General features: G+C 42.8%; 19 protein-coding genes. 11 read left to right on the plus strand and 8 right to left on the minus strand.

Annotated features, from left to right (window positions below):
• Positions 1-287: 287 nt before the first annotated feature.
• Positions 288-1082 carry a type I methionyl aminopeptidase gene (gene map / locus ACTJIX_RS10840; protein ID WP_440611447.1) on the plus strand — a complete coding sequence of 265 codons (795 nt, stop codon included), beginning with the start codon at positions 288-290 and terminating at the stop codon, positions 1080-1082.
• A gap of 364 nt (positions 1083-1446) precedes the next feature.
• Here map and ACTJIX_RS10845 read toward each other — a convergent pair whose 3' ends face one another.
• From ACTJIX_RS10845 to ACTJIX_RS10860, 4 genes are all read right to left on the minus strand, one after another.
• Entirely contained in the window at positions 1447-2346 is a 900-nt protein-coding gene (locus tag ACTJIX_RS10845; protein ID WP_004893023.1) for a LysR substrate-binding domain-containing protein, read from the minus strand.
• An 83-nt stretch (positions 2347-2429) separates the two neighbouring features.
• Positions 2430-3137 carry an SIR2 family NAD-dependent protein deacylase gene (locus tag ACTJIX_RS10850; RefSeq protein WP_004893026.1) on the minus strand — a complete coding sequence of 236 codons (708 nt, stop codon included), beginning with the start codon at positions 3135-3137 and terminating at the stop codon, positions 2430-2432.
• A gap of 17 nt (positions 3138-3154) precedes the next feature.
• The gene (locus ACTJIX_RS10855; protein ID WP_440611448.1) at positions 3155-4084 is read right to left on the minus strand and encodes an alpha/beta fold hydrolase; all 930 of its coding nucleotides are present in this window, start codon (positions 4082-4084) and stop codon (positions 3155-3157) included.
• Positions 4085-4108: 24 nt separating this feature from the next.
• Positions 4109-4660, minus strand: coding sequence for a PadR family transcriptional regulator (locus ACTJIX_RS10860; protein WP_005222373.1), 552 nt, complete (start codon positions 4658-4660; stop codon positions 4109-4111).
• Between the two features lie 167 nt (positions 4661-4827).
• Between ACTJIX_RS10860 and ACTJIX_RS10865 the strand changes: the two genes are divergently transcribed.
• The 3 genes from ACTJIX_RS10865 to ACTJIX_RS10875 all read left to right on the plus strand — a co-directional run bounded on the left by ACTJIX_RS10865 (position 4828) and on the right by ACTJIX_RS10875 (position 8751).
• Positions 4828-6852: an NADPH-dependent 2,4-dienoyl-CoA reductase gene (locus ACTJIX_RS10865; RefSeq protein ID WP_004815791.1), complete on the plus strand. Its 2025-nt coding sequence runs from the start codon at positions 4828-4830 to the stop codon at positions 6850-6852.
• A 271-nt stretch (positions 6853-7123) separates the two neighbouring features.
• A complete protein-coding gene (locus ACTJIX_RS10870) occupies positions 7124-7528 on the plus strand; it encodes a nuclear transport factor 2 family protein (protein ID WP_005222372.1) in 405 nt (134 codons plus the stop codon).
• 74 nt (positions 7529-7602) lie between these two features.
• On the plus strand, positions 7603-8751 hold the full coding sequence (locus tag ACTJIX_RS10875) for a YheT family hydrolase (protein WP_034434246.1): 1149 nt from the start codon (positions 7603-7605) through the stop codon (positions 8749-8751).
• A gap of 25 nt (positions 8752-8776) precedes the next feature.
• On the opposite strand, the gene ACTJIX_RS10880 is transcribed toward ACTJIX_RS10875, so the two are convergent.
• Entirely contained in the window at positions 8777-9211 is a 435-nt protein-coding gene (locus tag ACTJIX_RS10880) for a hypothetical protein (RefSeq protein ID WP_008304156.1), read from the minus strand.
• Positions 9212-9438: 227 nt separating this feature from the next.
• Here ACTJIX_RS10880 and ACTJIX_RS10885 point away from each other — a divergent pair, with 227 nt between their 5' ends.
• The 7 genes from ACTJIX_RS10885 to ACTJIX_RS10915 all read left to right on the plus strand — a co-directional run bounded on the left by ACTJIX_RS10885 (position 9439) and on the right by ACTJIX_RS10915 (position 16110).
• Positions 9439-11079 (plus strand): CTP synthase, encoded by a 1641-nt coding sequence (locus ACTJIX_RS10885; RefSeq protein WP_005222370.1) that lies wholly within the window; start codon positions 9439-9441, stop codon positions 11077-11079.
• Positions 11080-11109: 30 nt separating this feature from the next.
• Positions 11110-11967, plus strand: a complete 858-nt coding sequence (kdsA, locus tag ACTJIX_RS10890; protein ID WP_005222369.1) for a 3-deoxy-8-phosphooctulonate synthase — start codon at positions 11110-11112, stop codon at positions 11965-11967.
• Positions 11968-12031: 64 nt separating this feature from the next.
• Positions 12032-13321, plus strand: coding sequence for a phosphopyruvate hydratase (gene eno / locus ACTJIX_RS10895; RefSeq protein WP_004893069.1), 1290 nt, complete (start codon positions 12032-12034; stop codon positions 13319-13321).
• A 13-nt stretch (positions 13322-13334) separates the two neighbouring features.
• Positions 13335-13721, plus strand: a complete 387-nt coding sequence (locus tag ACTJIX_RS10900) for a septum formation initiator family protein (RefSeq protein ID WP_004815804.1) — start codon at positions 13335-13337, stop codon at positions 13719-13721.
• Positions 13690-14403, plus strand: a complete 714-nt coding sequence (gene ispD, locus ACTJIX_RS10905) for a 2-C-methyl-D-erythritol 4-phosphate cytidylyltransferase (RefSeq protein WP_184104817.1) — start codon at positions 13690-13692, stop codon at positions 14401-14403. The genes ACTJIX_RS10900 and ispD overlap by 32 nt, the downstream gene beginning before the upstream one ends.
• A gap of 101 nt (positions 14404-14504) precedes the next feature.
• Positions 14505-15641, plus strand: a complete 1137-nt coding sequence (gene rodA / locus ACTJIX_RS10910; protein WP_184104819.1) for a rod shape-determining protein RodA — start codon at positions 14505-14507, stop codon at positions 15639-15641.
• Positions 15642-15756: 115 nt separating this feature from the next.
• Positions 15757-16110 (plus strand): hypothetical protein, encoded by a 354-nt coding sequence (locus ACTJIX_RS10915; protein WP_314296092.1) that lies wholly within the window; start codon positions 15757-15759, stop codon positions 16108-16110.
• 106 nt (positions 16111-16216) lie between these two features.
• On the opposite strand, the gene yddG is transcribed toward ACTJIX_RS10915, so the two are convergent.
• The 3 genes from yddG to cydX form a co-directional block, all read right to left on the minus strand.
• Positions 16217-17101 carry an aromatic amino acid DMT transporter YddG gene (yddG, locus tag ACTJIX_RS10920; RefSeq protein ID WP_004815812.1) on the minus strand — a complete coding sequence of 295 codons (885 nt, stop codon included), beginning with the start codon at positions 17099-17101 and terminating at the stop codon, positions 16217-16219.
• Between the two features lie 144 nt (positions 17102-17245).
• Entirely contained in the window at positions 17246-17548 is a 303-nt protein-coding gene (locus tag ACTJIX_RS10925; protein WP_004815813.1) for a cyd operon YbgE family protein, read from the minus strand.
• Positions 17549-17551: 3 nt separating this feature from the next.
• Positions 17552-17653, minus strand: a complete 102-nt coding sequence (gene cydX / locus ACTJIX_RS10930; RefSeq protein ID WP_004278713.1) for a cytochrome bd-I oxidase subunit CydX — start codon at positions 17651-17653, stop codon at positions 17552-17554.
• Positions 17654-17672: the final 19 nt, after the last annotated feature.

The following is a 17672-nucleotide window of genomic DNA, read 5'->3' on the forward strand; positions in this document are numbered from 1 at the left end:
CATTTTGGTTTGAGCTTCGATGAATTTCCTTGAGTAATTTTCTGTTTAACTGATAGGTAGAACTTTGGTGAAAATAAATTTATGAATTCAATCAAATAAATTTATAAATTGTAAAAATCATCATAAATTATCAATATTTCTAAAAAATCCTGAATAGTTTTATTTGTTTAATCTATAAGCAATACATATTTTAAATATACATTTTCCGATCGCTGTTATTGAAGGAATTTACCGCATCTTTCAGAAAAAGGGTCTATAATTCAAGGATTGACCAAGAGGATGAACACATGAGAGCTTCGACGATAAGTCTTAAAACTGAACAGGATATCGAAAAACTTCGTATATCGGGCCGTCTGGCTGCTGAGGTTTTAGCAATGATCGGAGAGCATGTGAAGCCGGGTGTCACGACAGAATACCTGGATGACATCTGTAATGATTTTATTGTGAATAAACTCCAAGTCATTCCGGCGAATGTGGGTTATTACGGTTATACCAAGACTACCTGCATTTCACCCAATGAAGTGGTGTGTCATGGCATTCCATCAGCAACTACCGTATTAAAAGACGGCGATATCATCAATATCGATGTTGCGATTATTAAAGATGGCTATTTTGGTGATACTAGTAGAATGTACTATGTTGGTACGCCTTCGGCTGAAGCAAAAAAACTGGTTGAAACCACTTATGAAGCAATGGTCGCCGGTATTCATGCGGTTAAACCGGGTGCAACGTTGGGTGATATTGGTTATGCCATCCAGTCTGTGGCACATCGTGAAGGTTATAGTATCGTACGTGAATACTGTGGTCATGGCATAGGTAAGGTGTACCATGAACAGCCAAACATTCTGCACTATGGTCAACCGGGTCAGGGTCTGGTACTAAAAAAAGGCATGGTATTCACTATTGAGCCAATGGTGAATCTGGGTAAAGCGCGTGTTAAAGAATTTAAAGATGGCTGGACAGTGGTGACTGCAGATAAATCGTTATCTGCGCAGTGGGAGCATATGGTTTATGTGACTGACACTGGCTTTGAATTGTTATCTCCATGGCCAGAAGGCACGGGCTCTTATCCTGCAATTTAAATAAAAGATAAATCTCTGATTGTGAAAACACTGATTTTTAAAAAATCAGTGTTTTTTTAATTGTAAATGAGCATACACATACGTTTTCAAAACAATACAAAATATTACGCCTTGCAGTGGTGCAAATGAGATTCATTCTCTATATTTATATGAGTTAGATAGATAAGCTGTATCAATCTCTTTTATTTATTCTTGCTCGTATAATTAACTGATTAAGAGCCAAGATAATGATCTAAGCGATATATTTTTTGATTTACAGAGTAAATATTGTTACCCCTTAATGCTGTAGTGACTCTGACTAGCTCATCCTCCGTAGATGAGCTTTTTTTACTTATTATTTTATTTTACTTAGATGCTCATTAATCTAATCATGATGCAGGTGCTCAACCAGATAATCGATAAAGACCCGAACAGCAGGTAACAAGCCACGACGTGACGGATAAACCATATGGAAAATACCATGTGCTGCTTTCCATTCCGGAAGTACACGTACCAGTTCACCACGTTCCACATATTGCTGCACGACGTTATCAGGTAATAGGGTGATACCACAGCCTGAAGCAGCCAGTTGTGCCAGCATACTTAGATCGGAACCAAGCACTGTCGGCATAACGCGGATCTTTTTCTGTTGTTGCATATTATTGTGTAATATCAAAAACTGTTCAGTATGTTCATCCGCCATGCTCAGGATTTTATGCTCGGACAATTCTTCCGGATTTTTCAGATGACCAAATTCATTCAGATAGCCCTGACTGGCAAATAGATGCTGTTCGATCTGGTCAAACTGACGGATTACCAGATTTGGATCATCATCCAGACTGGAACGGACGCGTAGGGCAATATCAAAACCTTCATTGATGATATCCACACGACGGTTCGTGACCATCATCTGAATTTTGATTTCAGGATATTGTTTCAGAAATGCAGGGAGAATCCGTGCGATTTCGTTTTGTGCAATAGAAACTGGCAGGCTGAGTTTAATAATGCCGCGTGGTTCAGTACTGAGATGATCGACCAGATCATGGGCGGCTTGGGCGGCACTGAGCATAACCTGGGCATGACGGTAAATGTTCATACCGATATCAGTCACAGCAAAATGACGTGAGCTACGTTGAATTAGCCGAACACCGAGACGTTCTTCCAGATTATAAACCCGGCGACTGAGTTTGGATTTGGGAATGTCAGTGGCGCGTTCTGCTGCACTAAAGCCACCATGTTCCACCACTTGGGCAAAACAATAAAAGTCATCCAGATCTGTCAGCATGAGTTCATTCCATATACGCAACAATAAGGTGATTAAAGAATTATTGTTGCAATGTGTCAATGCTGACTTTGTCTTTTTATTGACTATCTAGCTTCATTGAGCAGTTTATCTTTCAGATATTGCATGCCTTGGGTAGCAGTCATGGCAATTTTCTCAAACTGAGGAGGTAAGTGCTGCTGATTGGCTTTAGGATCAATATAGTAAGCGCTGCAATTCGATGAAATCTCATGAATCAAGCCAGCAACCGGATAAACCTGCAAGCTGGTACCAATCACAATGAAAATATCAGTATCCTGCGCACAGTCCTGTGCTTCTGCATAAGCAGGTACAGCTTCACCAAACCACACGACATGCGGACGCAGTGGATAGCCATCCTTACAAAGGTGTTTATTGAGATCCAGTTCAGCTCCATCAATTGGATAAAACTCGGTGGTGTATTGCGCTTTTGGTCCAGACGTTTTTGCCAGCCGGATATTGCCATGCAGGTGAATAACTTTTGAACTTCCAGCACGTTCATGCAGATCATCAATATTCTGGGTAATCACATGTATGTCATAAGCAACTTCCAATTCAGCAATCATTTGATGCGCAGCATTGGGTTGTGCAGCCAGAATCTTTTTGCGCCGTTCATTATAGAAGCGCTGTACCAGTTCGGGATCACGTCGCCATGCTTCTGGTGTTGCCACATCTTCTACGCGATGCTGTTCCCAAAGACCATCACTGTCGCGGAAGGTATTGATTCCGCTTTCAGCACTCATACCTGCACCAGAAAAGACCACCAGTTTTTTCATTTTGTTTCTTTTTTCCTCTAAGCTGCGTGATTGCTGTGCTTAGCACTGGCTTTTAAGAATGCCGCGATTTCCTTGCTAAATTTTACCGGTTCAGTCAAAAGTGGAGTATGCCCGGATTTTTCAAAACGTACCTGTTTGGCATGTGGAATGCTTTGGGTAATCAGGGTTTGACCTTCAACTGGATAAAGTTTGGATTGTGAGCCGCTAAGGAAAGTCACCGGGCATTTTAGTTTTTGAATCGCCGCACGGTAATCTTCTCGATGGTAAAGATAATTATTGATATACCAGGCCATATAGTCGACCCGGTTTGATGGTAATAGCAGACTTTGCAGGCGTGGCTGATTCATAATCCATTCAAAGGCTTTCAGGCTGTATTTATTGTTATTTTGCAAGCCAATAAACTGCAGCCAAAGTTTGGCAATCTGATGGCGAGTGTTACTGTCCAAATCTTTAATGTATTTTACATTATGATGTGGTGCCAGTAATTCTGAAATCTGGGTCAGAATAGAAATAAATACCGGATGATGTTCACCAAACAGGCCATAGCCCCAACTGTCATCTACCGGGATTTTTGGGGTCTGGTCAATATGCAGATAAGCAGTGATATGCTCGGCGAAATCAGCATAGTGCATACCATGCATGGCCGTAGTAGCACCCATGGAATATGCAATCACCATCACCTTATCAAGATGTAATTGCTGGATTACCGACTGCACATCCAGCCAGTGACTGGAAATCGCATCCATATCTGGAATCTTGCAATCACTGGAAGCACCAAAACCGCGCCACTCCGGAATAATAAATCTGAACTGATGCCGATGCGGATAGAGGAAAGCCGCCCATTGCCAGCTCAACATCCCCAGGCCGGACAACACCAGTACCGGCTGACCCTGTCCATATTCGCGTACAAAAAGCATTTCGCCATCGGGCATTTTGTAATATGACATCGACTGAGTCCTTATTTTTATATGCTAGCCAGCAGCTGCATTATTAAATTGTTTTAATTTTAGAATCATGATTTCTAACCAGCTAATCCAGCCTACTTCCAGATCGATACCCAGTTGCAGAATCATTTTATGAATATACAGTGTGCGGTTATTTTCGTCAGCTGTTGCAAAATCTTTGGCAAAAATCTGTCGGTAAATATTCAGTTTTTCCCGGTGCAACTCTAGATGCCTTTCCAGTTCTGGCAAAATAGTATTGCTGCCCATTTGGGCTTCAGCACGTAAGCGTACCATCAATTCTTCACGTAGTTGAGCCGGTGGACTTTGTTCCAGCATCCAGTTGGCCAGTTCTTCACGTCCTGGACGTTCTACCTGATAAGTCTTTTTACGTGAACCGCTGTCTTCATCTTCTATGGTGGAGATCCAGCCTTTTTGTAACATGGCATTCAGTTCACGATAGATCTGCTGATGGGTGGCATTCCAGAAAAAGCCCATCGAACGGTCAAAACGGCGTCCTAACTCAATACCGGTACTTGGTTTTTCCAGTAAACTGGTCAATAGAACATGCGATAAAGACATAAACGTCTCAAGAAAAATGACTCGAGATTATTATGCAACATGTTGCATAAAAATCAATTCTGAACTATAAATTAATGCAACAAGTTGCATAAAAGCTGATGACTGAGGGGAATTTCACATCAGCCGATATAAAAATAGCCAGCTGACAGGCACGCTAAGGAGTCGAAATGTCAAAGTATCCGCATTTACTTGCCCCATTAGATCTGGGCTTTACCACATTAAAAAACCGGGTTCTGATGGGTTCTATGCACGTCGGGTTGGAGGAAGCCCCGGGTGGTTATGATCGTATGGCGGCATTCTATGCTGAACGTGCCAAAGGGGGTGTGGCCCTGATTGTGACTGGTGGCATTTCGCCAAATGATCACGGTGTGACTTTCCAAGGTGGCTCCAAGCTCGATACGATAGAAGAAGCTGAGAAGCACAAGGTAATTACTCAAGCAGTGCATGAAGCTGGCGGCAAGATCGCCATGCAGATTTTGCATACCGGACGTTATTCCTATCAGGCTGAAAATGTCGCGCCGTCTGCGATTCAGGCACCAATCAATCCGGTCAAACCGCATGCCTTAACTTCGAGTGAAGTCCAGCAGACTATTGATGATTTTGCCAACTGTGCACGCTTAGCCCAATATGCCGGTTATGATGGTGTAGAAATCATGGGATCAGAAGGCTATCTGATCAATGAATTTATTGCCGCACGTACCAACCACCGTGATGACGAGTGGGGTGGTAGTTATGAAAACCGTATCCGTTTCCCGATTGAAATTGTGCGCCGGACCCGTGAAAGCGTAGGTGAGAACTTTATTATCATCTATCGTCTGTCGATGCTGGATCTGGTTGAAGGTGGTTCAACGCTAGAAGAAGTGATTCAGCTGGCACAGGAAATCGAAAAAGCAGGTGCAACGATTATCAATACAGGGATTGGCTGGCATGAAGCGCGTATTCCAACCATTGCGACCAAAGTGCCACGTGCAGCTTTTACCTGGGTAACTGAAAAGCTAAAAGGTTCAGTCAAGGTTCCTTTAATTACCTCAAATCGTATCAATACTCCAGAAATGGCAGAATATGTCCTGGCTGCCGGTCATGCGGATATGGTTTCCATGGCGCGGCCGATGCTGGCGGATGCAGAGTTTGTGGTAAAGGCGGAGCAGGGCCGTAGTGATGAAATCAATACCTGTATTGGCTGTAATCAGGCCTGTCTGGATCATATTTTCTCGATGAAAATTGCGACCTGTCTGGTCAATCCGCGCGCCTGCTATGAAACTGAACTGATTTTCAAAGAAGTGTCTACACCAAAAAATATTGCAGTAATTGGTGCGGGTCCAGCTGGTTTAAGTTTCGCGATTTATGCTGCAGGTCGTGGTCATCATGTCACTGTCTTTGAGGCATCCAATCAGATTGGCGGTCAGTTTAATATTGCCAAAACTGTTCCGGGCAAAGAAGAATTCTACGAAACCATTCGTTACTTTAAACGCCAGATCGAATTGCAACCCCGTATTCAGCTCAAACTGAATCATACAGCGACTTTTGAGCAGCTGCTGTCTTCAGAATTTGATGAAATCGTCGTAGCGACTGGGGTGAATCCACGTCAGCTGGATATTCCAGGCATTGATCATCCAAAAGTGCTGTCTTATCTGGATGTACTAAAAGAGCGTAAGCCTGTGGGTCAGCATGTCGCCATTATTGGTGCAGGCGGTATTGGTTTTGATACCGCGGAATATTTAAGCCATGAAGGTGAAAGTGGCAGCGTCAATCCGCAGAAATTCTATGATGAGTGGGGAATCGATACCGATTATGACAATGTCGGTGGTTTAAAACAGCCAAGTGTAGAGCAGCCAAGTCGTGAAATTTACTTGATGCAGCGTAAAGCAAAATCCGTGGGCGCAGACCTGGGTAAAACAACCGGATGGATTCATCGTACAGGTCTGAAACACCGCCACGTAAAAATGATCCCTGGTGTCAGCTATGAAAAAGTGGATGATCAGGGCTTGCATATTACAGTCAACGGTCAGCCAACGTTGCTTGAAGTAGATAATGTCATCATCTGTGCAGGTCAGGAATCTTATACTGCCATGTTTGATGAACTGAAACAGTCAGGCAAGAGCGTGCATCTGATCGGGGGAGCTAAAGAAGCCGGTGAACTGGATGCCAAGCGCGCGATTCGTCAAGGTGCTGAATTGGCAGCAGTGATTTAAAAATATTAAAAACTGCATTTCCGTTTTTTGTTTGCAAACCAAGATTTGTAGTGATGTAAACAAATGGATATGTAATTTTCCCTCTCCTTTAATAAAGGAGAGGGTTAGGGAGAGGATTTAACTATTAAATATATGACTCCTCCTTGCGAAGTAGTACTTCTCACCTTTAATAAAGAGGGAAACTGCTTTCTAACAGAAGGGATATCATATTTAAAAGCATCAATCTTTATCGTTTATATGCGGAAATTAAAAAACAAAAAAGGACCCAAAAATGACTCTACAAACCACCAAAGCTTCACTCGCATTCTGGCACGAAATGTTGGAAAGCCGTGACATGAATATTCTGAATGAACTGCTGGCAGATGAAGTGGTATTTTGTTCACCAGTGGCATTTAATCCATACTCAGGTAAGCCTGTAGTCTTTTTTATTCTGACTAATGTGATTCAGGTCTTCGAGAACTTTACGTATCACCGTACTTTCTATTCAGAAGACGGTAACCATGTTGTACTTGAGTTTTCTGCCAATGTGGGGGATAAGAAATTAAAGGGTATCGATATGATTCAGTTCAATGATGAAGGCAAAATTATCGACTTTGAAGTGATGATTCGACCGAAGTCAGGTCTTGAAGCGCTTGCTGCACAAATGGGACAGCGGATGATGGCCTTCCAAAACTAGTCTGATTCAGGAGCCATCATATAACCCGGCATGAAATTTGTAAGTCACTGAAGGACAACTGGATGGAAAGACAAATGAAAATGTTGATAAAAAAAGTAGTTCAGCTTTCAGGTGAGTATTTGGACCGTGTAATTGGTGCGGACACGCCTACTTTATATTACAACCCGAATGGTGTATTTCAGAACCTGATTGATCATTTACCACAATTAAAGCAAAAATACCGTCCTACACCGTGGCTATGCAATGCGCATGCTCATATTCTGTATTTTGACCTGATCAAAAAGAAAACCATCAAACTAAAATACGATGCAATTGAGCAGCTGAACATGTCTGATGGCGGAATCACTGGTATTGCCTGGTATGGACTCGACCTGCCAGTAGATACGCCAACGATTGTTTTACTGCATACCATTACCGGTTCACCAGAATCAATGGGTGAGCTGGTCAGAGATCTGCATCTGCATACGGGTTGGCGAGTGGCATTATGTTTACGCCGTGGTCATGCCAATTTGCCGATGCCTGTTCCGAAAATGAACCTATTTGGTTCCACTCAGGATTTACGTGAACAGTTACTTTATATTCAGGATAAATTCCCGCAATCCGAACTATATGGTATAGGTTCTTCCGCTGGAACAGGTTTGTTAGTGCGTTATCTGGGGGAAGAGGGTGAACAGACCCCACTCAAAGCAGCCTTTGCACTGTGTCCGGGCTATAACACTGAAAGTGGTTTTGCTTATGTGCATCCATTTTATAGCAAGGTTATGGCTAAAAAATTACTGAAAAAATTTATTCATCCTTATCAGGACACCTGGAAAAATATACCTTCTTGGGAGCAGATTCTTTCCGTTCAAAATCTGGCCGATTTTGAGAAGCTGTATTTTCAGTTGGCTGGCTATGAAGACTATGAAACCTATACCAAAGCCACGAACCCAATTTATGTCTTTGAAAATGTCAAAATCCCATTGATGATTCTGAATGCAGAAGACGACCCAGTCTGTCATATTAATAATCTGCATCCATATAAAGACCGTATCCGTGCCATGCCGAATATTATTGTAGTTACTACGAAAAGGGGCAGTCATTGCGGTTTTTATCAGGGCTTAACCAGAACTGAATCATGGGCTACTCGTCTTATGGCACAGTATCTGAAGCAGCTTTCTATGGCCGCGGCAGCAATAGAAGAAGCAGAACCTGAATACGTAGCATTAAAAAACCCAGCATAAGCTGGGTTTTTTAACTGAAAAATAATCAGTTTTCAAGTGCTGGCGTAGCAGCTGCAATGGCTTCTGCCACAGCATCATCCTCTGACTGTTCTGCACCTGAATTGGTTTTAGGCTTGTATTCAGTCTCAGAATCCTGGGTGTTTGGTGCTTGAGCAGGTTGTGATGCTGCCGGTGCTGTAGCAGGAGTACTTTGAGCAGGTCGAGTTTCACGACGAATTTCAGTTGTGGTATTCGGCGTTTCTTCACGAATCACTTCAACTGTTTCAGGAATTTCCTCAATTAAAGGCTGATCTTGTTCTGCTGGTTCCAGTGTTTCGAAATTCGGCTGTTCTACTGGGGTTGCTTCCGATGCTGCAGCAACTTCAGTCTGTTCCTCTTCCTTTGGAGCTTCTTTCTTTACACATGCAGTAAGTAAAAGTCCGGTTGCAAGCGCGCCACAGATTAAAAGTTTCTTATTCATCATTACTTCATAGGTAAATGTAGAGGGGATTACAATATTATAGCAGTAAATTAGCAGATAGAAATGATCTGAACTTACTCTAATTTTTTATCGGAAATGCTGCTAGAATAGTCAATTGTTTATTGTTCTTTGAATTGATGCGGATTGACTTTGCTTTCTAGGTGCAAGGTAAAGTAAAATTGCGCAACATTGCAGGCCTATTTAGGCTCGATTGTACGAGAAACCCAATGACCCATTTTATTTTCGTTACTGGTGGTGTTGTATCATCACTAGGTAAAGGTATTTCAGCTGCTTCTGTTGCTGCACTTTTAGAAGCCCGTGGTTTAAAAGTGACCATGGTAAAAATGGATCCATACATTAATGTCGATCCGGGGACCATGAGCCCATTCCAACATGGTGAAGTTTTTGTTACAGAAGACGGTGCTGAAACAGACTTAGACTTGGGTTACTACGAACGTTTCTTACGTCGTGCGAAAATGACCAAACTGAATAACTTCACATCAGGTCGTGTTTACCAGGATGTTCTGAATAAAGAACGCCGTGGTGACTACCTGGGTGGTACTGTGCAAGTTATTCCACACATTACTGATAATATTAAAGAACGTGTACTTCGCGCTGGTGAAGGTTATGACGTTGCGATCGTTGAGATCGGCGGTACAGTAGGTGACATTGAATCTCTCCCATTCATGGAATCTGTACGTCAGTTAATGGTTGAACTTGGTCACAAGCGCACGATGCTTATGCACTTAACGTTACTCCCATACATTAAGTCTGCAGCAGAATTAAAAACCAAACCAACACAGCACTCTGTTAAAGAACTTCTGTCGATTGGTATTCAGCCAGACATTCTGATCTGTCGTACTGAACACGATGTTGATGCAGATACTACGCGTAAAATTGCACTGTTCACTAACGTTGAAGCACGTGCAGTTGTCGTATGTAAAGATGCGCGTACGATTTATCAGATTCCACGTACTTTCTATGAACAAAATGTTGACGATTTAATCTGTGAACGTTTTGGTTATAACGACCTTCCTGAAGCTGACTTAACAGATTGGGATAACGTTGTAGAAGCTTTACTGAATCCTGAATACACCGTACGTGTTGCAATGGTCGGTAAATACGTTGAACTTCCAGATGCATATAAATCTGTGAATGAGGCACTTTTACACGCAGGGATTCAAAATCGCGTTAAAGTTCAGATCGACTATGTTAATGCTGAAGAGCTTGAAAGTCAGGATGTAAGCGAAGTGCTGAAAGATGCTGACGCGATCCTGGTTCCAGGTGGTTTCGGTGAACGTGGTACTGAAGGCAAGATGCAGGCAATTAAATACGCCCGTGAAAATGGCGTACCGTTCCTGGGCATCTGCTTGGGTATGCAGTTGGCAGTAATTGAATATGCACGTAACGTTGCCGGTATTGCTGACGCAACATCGACTGAATTCAACCGTTCAACCAAATCTCCATTGATTGGTCTGATCACTGAATGGTTAGATGAGCGTGGTGAAGTGCAACAGCGTTCTGTAGATTCTGACCTTGGTGGTACCATGCGTCTAGGTGCACAGAAGTCTGAACTGGTACCAGGGACCAAGACTGCTGCTGTGTACGGTTCTGATGAAATCATCGAACGTCACCGTCACCGTTACGAAATGAACAACCGTTATATCCCAGTGCTGGAAGAGAAAGGCATGAAGATTTCTGGTTATTCACCAGTACAACATTTAGTAGAAACTGTTGAAATTCCTGAACATCCTTGGTTTATTGCGGTACAATTCCACCCGGAATTTACAAGTTCACCACGTGATGGTCATCCATTATTTGCTGGCTTTATCGACGCTGCGAAAAAACAGCATCAAAAAGCGCAATAATCGGTGTCAGGACACAACTAGGAAGTTTAAATGTCGCAGTTAAAACCACAAGAGATTGTATGTTTAGGCGATATACAAATGGCAAATCATTTGCCATTTGTACTATTCGGCGGGATGAACGTACTCGAGTCCAAAGACCTGGCTTTTGAAATTGCAGAAACTTATGTAGATATCTGTAAACGTTTGGGAATCCCATACGTATTCAAGGCAAGTTTTGATAAAGCCAACCGTTCAAGTTTGAACTCTTTCCGTGGCCCAGGTCTGGAAAAAGGTCTCGAGTGGTTAGCGGACATTAAAAAACACTTTAATGTGCCGATCATTACCGATGTACATGAGCCGTATCAAGCGGCTCCTGTGGCAGAGGTTGCCGACATTATTCAGTTGCCAGCTTTCTTAAGTCGTCAGACTGACCTGGTTGAAGCAATGGCAAAAACTGATGCCATCATCAACATCAAGAAAGCCCAGTTCCTTGCTCCACATGAAATGCGCCACATTCTGCACAAGTGTCTGGAAGCAGGAAATGACAAACTGATTCTTTGTGAACGTGGTTCAGCATTTGGCTATAACAATCTGGTTGTAGACATGCTGGGCTTCGACATCATGAAAGAGATGAATGTCCCGGTGTTCTTTGACGTTACCCATGCGCTGCAAACTCCGGGCGGTCGTGCTGACTCTGCTGGTGGTCGTCGTGCCCAGATCACGACACTTGCACGCGCGGGTATGGCAACAGGTCTTGCAGGCCTGTTCCTGGAAGCACATCCGGATCCGGAAAAAGCCAAGTGCGATGGTCCTTGCGCATTGCGCCTGTCACAGCTTGAGCCTTTCCTGGCGCAGCTGAAAGAATTAGATACCTTGGTCAAAGGTTTCGCAAAGCTAGATACACATTAATTCAATACACATTGATGCGTCTTTTTTGACGCATCATTTTTATTAATCAACTGAGGAATAGTTCATGAGTCAAATCGTTGACATTCGTGCACGTGAAATTTTGGACTCTCGTGGTAATCCAACCATCGAAGCAGACGTTATCTTAGCATCTGGCGTAGTTGGCCGTGCATGTGCACCATCTGGTGCTTCAACTGGTTCTCGTGAAGCTTTAGAACTTCGTGATGGCGACAAGGCACGTTACCTGGGTAAAGGTGTTAAAACTGCGGTTAACAACGTAAACACTTTAATCCGTGAAGCTTTGGTTGGTAAATCAGTATTTGAACAAAAAGACATCGATAACACGATGATTGCTTTAGATGGTACTGAAAACAAAGAAAAACTAGGTGCAAACGCAACTCTGGCAGTTTCGCTTGCTGCTGCACGTGCTGCGGCTGAAGAAAAGAAAATCCCACTTTTCCAATATATCGCAGACCTTCGTAACAACAGCATTCTGACAATGCCTGTTCCAATGATGAACATCCTGAATGGTGGTTCACATGCGGACAACAACGTTGACATTCAAGAGTTCATGATTGAGCCTGTAGGTTTCACTTCATTCTCTGAAGCACTTCGCGCTGGCGCTGAAATCTTCCATTCACTTAAATCAGTACTTAAAAAACAGGGTTTAAATACTGCTGTTGGTGATGAAGGCGGTTTTGCTCCGAACTTACGTTCAAACGAAGAAGCGATCACTGTTATTCTTGAAGCAATTGAAAAAACTGGCTACAAAGCTGGTTCTGACATTATGCTTGCGCTTGACTGTGCGTCTTCAGAATTCTACAAAGATGGTCAGTACATTCTTGCAGGTGAAGGTAATAAAGCATTCACAAGCAACCAGTTCTCTGACTACCTTGCAGGTCTGGTAAATCAGTACCCGATTATCTCGATTGAAGATGGTCTGGATGAATCTGACTGGGAAGGCTGGTCTTATCTGACTTCGATCTTGGGCGACAAGATCCAGCTGGTTGGTGATGACCTGTTCGTTACGAATCCTAAGATTCTGCAACGTGGTATCAACGAGAAAGTAGGTAACTCTATTCTAATCAAGTACAACCAGATCGGTACCTTGACTGAAACTTTAGATGCAATCTACCTTGCAAAAGCAAACGGTTACTCTACTGTAATTTCTCACCGTTCAGGTGAAACTGAAGATTCAACTATTGCGGATCTTGCAGTAGGTACAGCAGCAGGTCAAATCAAGACTGGTTCACTTTGCCGTTCTGACCGTGTAGCGAAATATAATCAATTACTTCGTATCGAAGAATTGACTAATGCTGCATATCGCGGTAAAGCTGAATTCAAAGGTTTGAACTAAGCGATTATCGTTGATGTTAAATGTATTCGACTCTTTGATGAGTAAAGTACTGTTGGGCCTTGCGATCCTTGTGATCGCAGGGTTTCAATATTTATACTGGTTTGGTGAGGGTGGCTATCAAGACCATCAGGCACTGACACAGAAAATACAACAACAAGTAGAACTGAATGAAGAGCTGAAAGAGCGCAACCGTGTGCTGGCAGCTGAAGTTTATGATCTGAAAAATGGTGATCAAGCCATTGAAGAACATGCACGTCTGGATCTGGGTTTAATTAAGCCGCATGAGACTTTTGTGCAGATGAGTACTATCAGTACCCAATATAAACCGATTTATCTCGATCAAAATTCTAAAGTAGACCTGCGTACCAATGAGTCAGCTGAAAATTCAAGCACACCATAAATTATGGGCTATCATTCCAGCTGCAGGTTCGGGTAGCAGATTCTCTAAAACAGAACTAAAGCAATATCAAATGATTCAGGAGCGTACTGTTCTTGAACATACGGTTGCACGTCTGAATCAACTTCCGCTGACCGGTTATGTGCTGGCGATCGGTAGTCAGGATGATGTTGCTATAACCTTGCCATTTTCCAATCAGGAGAAAGCCCATTTCTGCACCGGCGGTACAGAGCGGGTTAATTCTGTCCTCAATGCCTTAGCTTACCTAACTGAAATCACTTCAGCAGAAGATTGGGTATTGGTACATGACGCGGCACGTCCATGTGTCAGTCAAAATGCATTGATTGATCTGGTCAATACGGCGACTGAAACTGATCAAGCTGCCATTTTGGCAATTCCAGTCCGCGATACCTTAAAGCGCGTCGTACAAGGTCAGGATATCGAAACTACAGTAGACCGTTCGACTCTCTGGCAGGCACAAACCCCACAAATGGCCAAACTGGGCCGGTTAAAACATGCCATTGAGCAGGCATTACAAGATGGTGCCAATATTACCGATGAAGCCAGTGCACTTGAGCATGTAGGTGAAACCGTACGTGTGGTACAGGGGCGATCTGATAATCTCAAAATTACCTATCCGGATGACCTGGAACTGGCTCGTCTGATTCTGGCAGCACAAGCCTAAATTTATTTGAAGAAATACATAATAAATAGAGCACTGGCGATCAATTCTCCGCTGCTTTCACTTATAATTTCGCCATTGTTAGTTTTGAACCTTTTGTCACAATGATACCTTCACAGCAGTATCGTTTTTTACGACAATCCGCACGTGATGGATTGAGTATAAAACACGATTCCTCAAGATGGGCCAAGCTACATCTGGACCCGTGGTTGCTATGCTTCCTGTTACTGAATGCTGCCTTGGGGTTGATGGTAGTTTATAGTGCGACCTCTGAAAACTCAGGCATGGTGATCCGTCAGGCGATCAGTTTTGGTGTCGGTTTTGTGGTGATGTTTATCTGTGCGCAGGTTCCGCCAAAAGTGTATCAAGCCGCAAGCCCGTATTTTTATGCCTTCGGGATTTTTATGCTGCTGCTGGTCTTTGTGATTGGTGAAAGACGACTCGGAGCAACACGCTGGATTACTTTGCCGGGCGTGGGAAGTATGCAGCCGAGTGAAGTGATGAAATTTGCCATGCCACTGATGATGGCTTGGTACTTTGCCCGCAAACCATTTCCACCGAAGTTTATGCATATTGTTGGTGCCTTGATTTTACTAGGTATTCCATTTGTGCTTGTGGCATTGCAGCCTGACTTGAATATCGGTCTGGTGATTCCGGGGATCTTTGTTTTATTTCTGAGTGGTATGTCCTGGCGCTTGATTGGCGGTGCAATGGCAGCATTAGCTGTGGTCGCACCATTAATGTGGATGTTCTTGTTACAGGAATATCAGAAAAAACGTGTCCTGACGCTATTTGATCCTGAATCGGATGCACTCGGTGCAGGCTGGAACATTATCCAGTCCAAAATTGCCATCGGTTCGGGCGGGATTATGGGAAAAGGTTACTCACAAGGTACGCAGTCTCATCTAGGTTATCTGCCTGAACATCATACCGACTTTATTATGTCGACTTATGCAGAAGAATTTGGCTTTATCGGGGTGTTTCTGCTATGCAGCCTGTTTACGGCCATTATTATTCGCTGTCTGATTATTGGCATGAATAGCTTTCATAACTTTGGCCGTTTGTATGCCGGTGCGATCGGACTGACTTTCTTTTTCTTCGTGTTTTTAAACTCAGGCATGGTCAGTGGGATTTTACCTGTAACGGGTGACCCTTTGCCATTGATGAGTTATGGGGGTACAGCTGTGATTTCCATGTTGGCAGGGATGGGTATTGTGATGTCAATTCATACCCATCGCTAAATAATAGAAGAAAAGAAAAAGCCAGATCTATTCTGGCTTTTTTATTGCTTGAGATTTGATGTTATAAATATTCAATAACTTAGATAAATAACTATATTTACATATTGGGGTCGAGATGAAGAAGTTAAAGTTGGTGATTGGACTTATGGGATTGTCAGCAACTGTATCGGCAAAGCCATTGAGTTCAGCGGAATTTAAATCTCAAGTTAAGCAGCATTATGATGCATTAGAGTTAAAACAGGCTGCACTCAATGTGTCGGTGGATCGTCGCGAGCATCCAACAATTATGCTTGCTAAAGCATGTGAATATTCTAGAGGTCTAAAACAGCTTAAGCAGTTTTCCGAACAAAATCTGCATCTGGCTGGAGCCAAGAATGAACTGCAATTTATTCGTTCATTGGATACAAGCTTTAATCAGTCCTTCATTGATTTGGGTACTACTTATGAAACGGGGTGCCTAAAACGGTAGGGGGTGAATTCTACCTATACGGTTCACAAAGGCTCTAAAGACGCTTTAAAAATGGCATTTTTATTTGATTAAAAGTTAGACTTTGCATTGGTTGGTTTTGTCGGGTCTATGATTTTGCTTTAGTCGCCATCCAGCAAAGCAGTGAACCAAAACACACCATCAATGCACCTTTCCAGAAGCTGAAGGTTAATTGTGTGCTCAAAATCAATGCTGAAACCACAGAAGAAAAAACCGGGATAAAGTATGAAGCTGTTGCCAATACAGTCACATTTCCATGCATAATTCCGATATTCCATGCCCCATAGCCAATGCCCATTGCAAAAGCAGCTAATACCAGATAAATGCTGGAATTCAATTCGAAATTCGGTATGGGCTCAGCAGAGAAAATCCATTGGGTCCATAGTACAATCGACACCCAAATAAAGAATAAGGTAATACCATTTTTACCATTGGCAGCACGAGCAGTCAGGGTACAATAGGCAGCCCATAGAAAGACACCGGTTAAAGCCAGTCCATAACTCAGTGGATTGGCCTGTATATTGGACAGCATTGTTTTAAAGCTAAATCCAGCTTCACCACCAAGCACCAGACAGATCCCTGCCACAGATAAACATATCCCGGGAAAGATAAGAAAATTGGCTTTTTGCCTGTTAAAAATAATTGAAAATAGAATCGTGGCTGTCGGCCACAGATAATTCACCATTCCGATTTCTATGGCTTGTCTGTTATTGCTTGAATAACCTATAGACAGGGCAAGACAAATTTCATAAGCCACAAAAAGCAGGCTTCCCCAAATCAGATATTTAAGGGGGAATTCTTTCAGATGTGTCCAGCCAAATGAGAACAATAGAATAATCGAGGCGCATGAATAGATTAACGCAGCTCCCCCGATCGGTCCAAAGTAATGACTGACTTCTTTGATGAGAGCAACAATGAGACTCCATAAGAAAACTGCCGTAAGACCAATCAATGTCGCTTTGTTTGAGTTCATTACTCTTGTTCAGGATAAATTTAGAAGATAGTTTAGGCCAAAATTGATAAAAATATCATTGTTCTTTTTAAAAATATGAGAGTAAAGATCTTGTATTTATCAAATTTAAGCTCTCCGAAAAGAGCTTAAATTTTGTTTGAATGCTCAGGCGATGAACCAGGTGTAATAGCCCCAGATCATTAAAGGCCATGCTAAAAATGGACTAAAGAGCCATTTCCAGAACCAGTGGCGTGGCATAAAGCCTACACCATGAACAAAGCCTCCAGAAATACCAATCATAATAAACATCATGGCTCGATGACTATATGCACCATTGTCATCCAGCATCGCAGCTGGATGTACCAGTAACACCGCTGCGAGTGGAAATGCCAGCAGGCAGGAAATCACCATCGCAAATTTGTTGGGTTTCTTGTCTATAACGGGTTTCTCTAGCGCAGCTTCAGTCATGATTTATTCCTCATCCAGGTCTTGGTGCTGTTCCATGTAAATTGCAGCAATCACACTGGCAAAACACGCCATAAGTACCCCTAGAATCCATGCAAAATACCACATAATTTCGTCTCCTTAGGAC

This window comes from Acinetobacter sp. 22323 (genome assembly GCF_052044895.1).
GTDB lineage: Bacteria > Pseudomonadota > Gammaproteobacteria > Pseudomonadales > Moraxellaceae > Acinetobacter > Acinetobacter schindleri.